This window comes from Acinetobacter sp. ANC_7504, from assembly GCF_056779995.1.
On the sequence record NZ_JBWYIZ010000023.1, the window covers coordinates 1 to 6,432 of the forward strand.

Consider the following 6,432-nt stretch of genomic DNA (forward strand, 5'->3'; position numbering starts at 1 on the left):
AATCACCATTACCTGCGTTGTTGTTGACGATCACTAAGTCTTTAATACCGAGTTCAATTAAGCCATCGATGAGTTCAGCAGGCTGACCTGCGGTACCAAATCCACCAATCATAATGGTTGAACCGTCTTTAATTTGGGAGAGGGCTTCGGTTAAAGACGCTGAGCTTTTATCAATCATAATCACTTCCTAAACAAACGATCTACATTTACCTTTAATATGATCAGGTCGATGTAGACGATGATGGGGTAGTATTTTGACGCTTCGTTAAAATCACGTGCGCTAAAATACCAATACAGATTCCCCAAAAAACTGAACTTAAACCTAAAAATTGCATGCCTGAAACAGTCGCCAAGAAAGTAAGGAGAGCTGCATCGCGATCCTTTTCTTGGAACATAGCAACGTGTAAATTTGTAGCAATAGCACCTAAAAGTGCTAAACCTGCTAATGCAGCAACAAGTTCTTTAGGCAGTAAGCTAAAGAGCATCACAATGCTGCCTGCAAATAAACCACCTAAAATATAGAAAATACCGTTCGCAATACCTGCGATATAACGTTTCTCTTTGAGCTCATGTGCATCTTTACCTGTACAGAGTGCGGCTGTTATTGATGCCAGGACAATGGTGATCCCGCCCACACAAGCAACAGCTAACGATGCGATACTGGTAGTGGTAATAATCGGTTTTGCTTGAATGTCATAGCCACTTAATTTCAAAATTGCCATGCCAGGTAAAAATTGACCAGAAAGGCTGACTAAAATAAGAGGTACTGCAAGATTTAGAAAAGAGTTAAGCGTCCACTCGGGCGCAATGAATTGGGGTATTGCGAGTGAAAACTCCATATTCACAGCATTGAATTTCCCGAGGACTAAACTCATCAAAATACCAGCTGCCAATACAAAAAGCATGGCATATCGAGGTGTTAAACGCTTAGCAATCAGATACGAAATAAGCATTCCAAACACAATATATGGCATGGTATTGGTCGCGGTAAAAAGCCCAAATCCGAACTGACATAAGATACCAGCCATCATTCCTGCAGCTACTGATTGCGGTATCAAAGCCAATAGTTTGTCGAAATATCCGGTAATACCAATGATGAAAATCACTACAGCTGTAGTGATATATGCAGCAACTGCTTCATTCAGTGATATATCTGGAAAAAGTGTGACTAGAAGAGCAGTACCAGGTGCCGACCAAGCGGTAATGACAGGAACTTTAAATTTTATTGATAATAGAATTCCAGCTACAGCAGCACCAATTGAGATACCCCAAATCCACGAAATCATCATGTCTGGTGAAACTTGGGCTTGTTGTGCTGCTTGAAAGAAAATAATTAATGGTCCGGCATATGAAATCAATACAGCTAAAAAGCCGGCGACAGTGGCGGAAATAGACCAATCTTCTTTTAGTGTTTTAAACAGGGTTGCCATTGTATTTGCCTCCTTGCTTCAATGATCCTGTGAATTTAAAGAGTCCGTGATCAGGGTTAACCCTGATCACCACCACCTACAGGTACGACTGTGCCTGTAATGTATGAAGACTCATCTGAAGCAAGGAACAAAATAGCATTTACTTGTTCTTGAATAGTGCCATAGCGTTTCATGTAGCTACGGTCAATTGTTTGATCAACCACTTCTTGCATCCAAGCTTGATCTTGCTCAGATAGTGGTGAAGTATTGCGTGGAATTACACGTGGTGGAGCTTCAGTACCACCTGTAGCCACAGCATTGATGCGGATACCATCTTTAGCATGTGCAAATGCCATTGATTGAGTAAAACTATTTACACCACCCTTAGCCGCAGAATATGGAAGACGGTTAATTCCACATGTGGCGATAGATGATACATTCACGATCACACCAGATTTTTGGTGTTGCATGTGTGGTAAAACTGCACGACAACTCCATAAAGTAGGAAATAAAGAACGATTGATCTCTTTAATAATTTCCTCTTCAGAAAACTCTTCAAAAGGTTTCATCCAAATCGCACCACCAACATTGTTGATCAGCACATCAATTCGGCCAAAAGTCTCGATCGCTTTATTTACAACGGATTGTGCACCAGCATAGGTTTCAAGATCAGCTAAGACAGTAACACCTGTGCCACCTTGAGTCGTAATTTCTTCAAGTGTGGTCGTCACGTATTCAGCACGGTCAGCCAGTACAACTTTTGCACCTTCGCTAGCTGCTTGAAGTGCAACACCGCGACCGATGCCTTGAGCGGCACCAGTGACGATTACGATTTTATTTTCAAATCTTTGATTCATGTTCCTCTCCACTTTAATTCGCAGAGAATTTTTCGAATAAGAAGTTTGCAGGTTTAATGCCTTCAGCATCTAACCAACCACGAACTGCATCTACCATAGGAACAGGACCACAGAGGTAAACGTCTACATCACCACCGTTGAGCCATTCAGTTTCAATGTGACCTGTCACATAACCTTTACGTTCGTGTGCAGATTCTGGGTTTGCAACTACGGTACGGTATTCAAACCAATCAAGTTTTTCTTGAAGTTTGTTGAGTTCTTCAATAGCAACTAGGTCAAAGTCATTGGTTACACCAAAAACTAAACGTACTGGATGTTCAGAACCTTTTTCTTCTAATACTTGAAGCATCGACATAAATGGAGCAATACCTGTACCACCAGCAAGCATTACTACAGGGCGTATTACATTACGTAAGTAGAAGCTACCAAATGGACCAGTGAATGTCATTTTGTCGCCGACTTTCGCTTCGCTGCTTAAGAAGCTACTCATCTTACCGTTAGGAACGTTACGAACAACAAAGCCGGTCAAACGGTTGCCTGGCTTAGAGCTGAAAGAGTATGAACGTGTTTCAGTTGATCCAGGAATACCTACATTTACATACTGACCAGCAAGGAAATTGATATCTGGCTGACCCTCGTCTAGTTGAATATCAAAGGTAATTGTAGATTCAGATAAGTTTTCTACACGAGAAAGTGTACCTTGATATTGATGAATTTGAGTTTTACATACATCAGATGATGCTTGAATTTGGAAAACTGCATCTGAAGTAGGACGGCACTGGCAAGCTAAAATATAGCCTTGCTCAGCCTCTTCTGGTGTAAGTGCATCTTCAATATAAGTTTCTTCAGGCATGTCATAGCTGCCAGACTCACAAAAAGCTCGACAAGTACCACATGCACCATCACGGCAATCCAGCGGAATATTAATCTTTTGACGATATGCAGCGTCAGAAAGCGTTTCGCCTTGTGCAACTGAAATAAATCGGGTTACGCCATCTTCAAATTGAAGTGCAACATTATGGTTTGACATGGCTGAATATCCTTTAAGAATCTTTTGAACAATTTTTTGGTGTAACTACCAAAATTCCATTTGGTAGTTACTGAACTTGTTATTTACTAATTACAGGTGATATACGTCGATTACTTGGTTGATGTAATCATTTTTAAGTACCACATATTTATTTAAAATTTGTGGTTTTTCACCAGACAAATTGATTTCGTAGCGTGACATACCAAAGTAGCTGTATGACTTTTGATAGCGGTAACTTAAAGTGTTCCAGTTGAAACGAACAACAACCTTATCTTCATGACGTTCAAGTATTTCAATGTTGTTAATATTGTGGCTTGTACGTGTATCAGGCATTGTTGCAGAAGAGCGTTCAGTTTTGATACGGAACACGCGGTCTTCTAAACCTTGACGATCTGGATAATAAATTAACGAGATTTCTGATTGAGGATCTTCAGTTAATGTATTGTAGTCATCCCAAGATGGCATCCAGAACGATGCTGTAGGTGCATAACACTCTAACCATTCATCCCACTGTTCATCATCAAGTAGGCGCGCTTCTTTAAATAAGAACTGGCTCACTGATTCTAAAGTTGCTTCAAGATTCGCGTTACTCATGCGTTATCTCCTTGTTCAGCTAAAGCTTGTTCTGCTTTAATCGCACGTTTCATTTCTTCTAACCAATGTTGATGTTGCGCAAGGTATAAACCTTCGTCTTCAGTTTTAACGCCTGAAAGTTTAGGTTTTAGACCAATTTCGTTTGCTGCATCATCTGGGCCATTGATCCAATGCTTTGAGCCACGGCACATATCGTTCCACTCAAGTTCGATACCAGCATAACCTGCTTGACATGCACGGAATTCTTCTAAGTCATCTGGTGTCGCCATACCTGAAGCATTGAAGAAATCTTCATATTGACGAATACGGCGTGCGCGAGCTTCTGGCTCTTCACCTACAGGTGCGATGCAGTAAATTGTTACTTCAGTTTTATCGACAGCAATTGGGCGAAGTACACGGATTTGTGAACCGAACTGATCCATCAAATAAACGTTTGGATATAAGCAAAGGTTACGTGAGCGCTCGATCATCCACTTCGACATAGCAGGACCGAATTTCTCAGAGTATTCATCTGCTTTAGGGAAGTTAGGGCGGTCTTCAGGGTTAGCCCATTGTGTCCAAAGCAACATGTGACCATTTTCAAAACCGTAAGAACCACCGCCTTGTTTACCCCAAGATCCTGCGCTCATTGCACGGATATTGTCGCCAGCTTGTTTTTCTTTACGTTGTTGCGTAGTCGCAGCATAATTCCAGTGAACTGCAGATACATGGTAACCATCTGCACCATTTTCAGCAGTGAGTTTCCAGTTTCCTTCGTATGTATAAGTTGAGGCACCACGTAAAACTTCTAAACCTTGATCAGACTGACCCACGATCATATCGATAATTTTAGTCGTTTCACCTAAGAATTCTTCTAATGGCAAGACGTCTGGGTTTAAGCTACCGAATAAGAAGCCTTTATAACTTTCAAAACGTGCAACTTTCTTAAGATCATGTGATCCTTCTTTGTTAAAGCAGTCAGAATAACCTGCATCTGTTGGGTCTTTAACTTTTAAAAGTTTGCCTGAGTTATTGAATGTCCAACCATGGAATGGGCAAGTATAAGTAGCCTTATTACCACGTTTGTTACGGCAAAGTTGTGCACCACGGTGTGAACACGCATTGATCATTGCATTTAGCTCGCCTTGACGGTTACGAGCAATCACGATTGGCTGACGACCGATGTGTGTCGTGTAATAATCATTGTTATTTGGAATTTGGCTTTCGTGTGCCAAGTAAACCCAATTACCCTCAAAGATGTATTTCATTTCAAGGTCAAAAAGGGCTTGATCAGTGAAAACTGAACGATGAAGTTTAAACTCACCTGTCTCAAAGTTGTCTACAAGTAACTCATCAAGACGATCTAGATGGCTGGTATTAATTACAGGAATACGTGGCATGGACGTTCTCCGACTTTCCAAATTGAGGGGAAGTCATCGGGATAATTGACTTATCCCGATTCCGACTAATTGATTTAAGCTGATGCGCGGCGACGTTCAACTTCAGTAGAAGGCGCACCTTCAACGTCTTTCACTAATTCAATGTCAAATTGAATATGTTTGAACGCACCTTTCAGACCACGACGAGCAATTTCAGCTTCATCAGTTACGTCTACAGCAGTTGCCACTAAGCCATCACGCGTTGCAAATGCAAAGTCATCCCAAAGGTATTTATCACCTTCGATGTTGAACTGCGTAGTTAATTTACGGTAGCCAGGTGCAGTGACGAAGTAATGCACATGTGAAGGGCGGTTACCATGACGACCAAGTTTGTCTAATACAAACTGAGTTGTACCTTCTGGTGGGCAGCCATAACCTACAGGCATTGTGGTTAATGCTGTATATTGACCTTGTGCATCGGTGAAGATCGTACGACGTAAGTTGAAGTCAGATTGAGACTTATCAAAGAACGAGTAGTTACCTAAGCTGTTTGCATGCCAAACTTCAACTTTAGCGCCTTCAATGATGTTACCTTCAGTATCTTTAACGATACCTTCAATAATTAAAGTTGGGATTTTGCCTTCTTCAGAACCATCATCCATACGTGCAAAACCAACTGATTCTGGTGCACCAGCGACATACAATGGACCTTCAATTGTACGTGGAGTACCACCTGTAATACCTGCTTGAGCATCTTTCTCATCTGCACGTAAATCAAGGAAATGCTCAAGACCTAAACCAGCAGCCAAAAGACCTAATTCGTTTGCTTGACCAGCATCAGTAAAGTACTCAAGACCCTTCCAAACTTCAGATTGGCTTAAATCTAAATCTTCAATCGCTTGGAATAAGTCAGATACTAAACGTACAACGATTTGTTGAACACGTTCATCAACAGGACCTGTTGCAGTATCAACGTTCATTTTTTTGACTAAAGCATTAATTTGTTCGCGGTTCATACTATTTCTCCTTAAGTATGCTTGCTGTGTGGTGGCTGACTTCTAATGTGTTTGAGCTCGCTGCCACAATCCTTGTTTAAAATGACGCTAAAAAACCTCTGGATGTATTGATGTCATGGCCTGAATCAATCAAGCCAAGACACTTAAAACTTAACGATCATCTTCACG

7 protein-coding genes are annotated in these 6,432 nt (G+C 41.2%); all 7 read right to left on the reverse strand.

Annotation, left to right across the window (positions count from 1 at the left end):
* On the reverse strand, positions 1-178 hold a 178-nt coding region (locus AC1M9F_RS14345; protein ID WP_481592539.1), incomplete at its 3' end, for a CoA-transferase.
* A gap of 43 nt (positions 179-221) precedes the next feature.
* Complete coding sequence (gene benE / locus AC1M9F_RS14350) at positions 222-1,430, reverse strand: benzoate/H(+) symporter BenE (RefSeq protein ID WP_481598100.1); 1,209 nt, start codon at positions 1,428-1,430, stop codon at positions 222-224.
* A gap of 56 nt (positions 1,431-1,486) precedes the next feature.
* Complete coding sequence (locus AC1M9F_RS14355) at positions 1,487-2,266, reverse strand: 1,6-dihydroxycyclohexa-2,4-diene-1-carboxylate dehydrogenase (protein ID WP_092768934.1); 780 nt, start codon at positions 2,264-2,266, stop codon at positions 1,487-1,489.
* 13 nt (positions 2,267-2,279) lie between these two features.
* On the reverse strand, positions 2,280-3,296 hold the full coding sequence (benC, locus tag AC1M9F_RS14360; protein WP_481598101.1) for a benzoate 1,2-dioxygenase electron transfer component BenC: 1,017 nt from the start codon (positions 3,294-3,296) through the stop codon (positions 2,280-2,282).
* Positions 3,297-3,386: 90 nt separating this feature from the next.
* Complete coding sequence (benB, locus tag AC1M9F_RS14365) at positions 3,387-3,890, reverse strand: benzoate 1,2-dioxygenase small subunit (protein WP_035270498.1); 504 nt, start codon at positions 3,888-3,890, stop codon at positions 3,387-3,389.
* Positions 3,887-5,269: a benzoate 1,2-dioxygenase large subunit gene (gene benA / locus AC1M9F_RS14370; protein ID WP_035270495.1), complete on the reverse strand. Its 1,383-nt coding sequence runs from the start codon at positions 5,267-5,269 to the stop codon at positions 3,887-3,889. The genes benB and benA overlap by 4 nt, the downstream gene beginning before the upstream one ends.
* A 74-nt stretch (positions 5,270-5,343) precedes the next feature.
* Positions 5,344-6,264: a catechol 1,2-dioxygenase gene (catA, locus tag AC1M9F_RS14375; protein ID WP_481598102.1), complete on the reverse strand. Its 921-nt coding sequence runs from the start codon at positions 6,262-6,264 to the stop codon at positions 5,344-5,346.
* Positions 6,265-6,432: the final 168 nt, after the last annotated feature.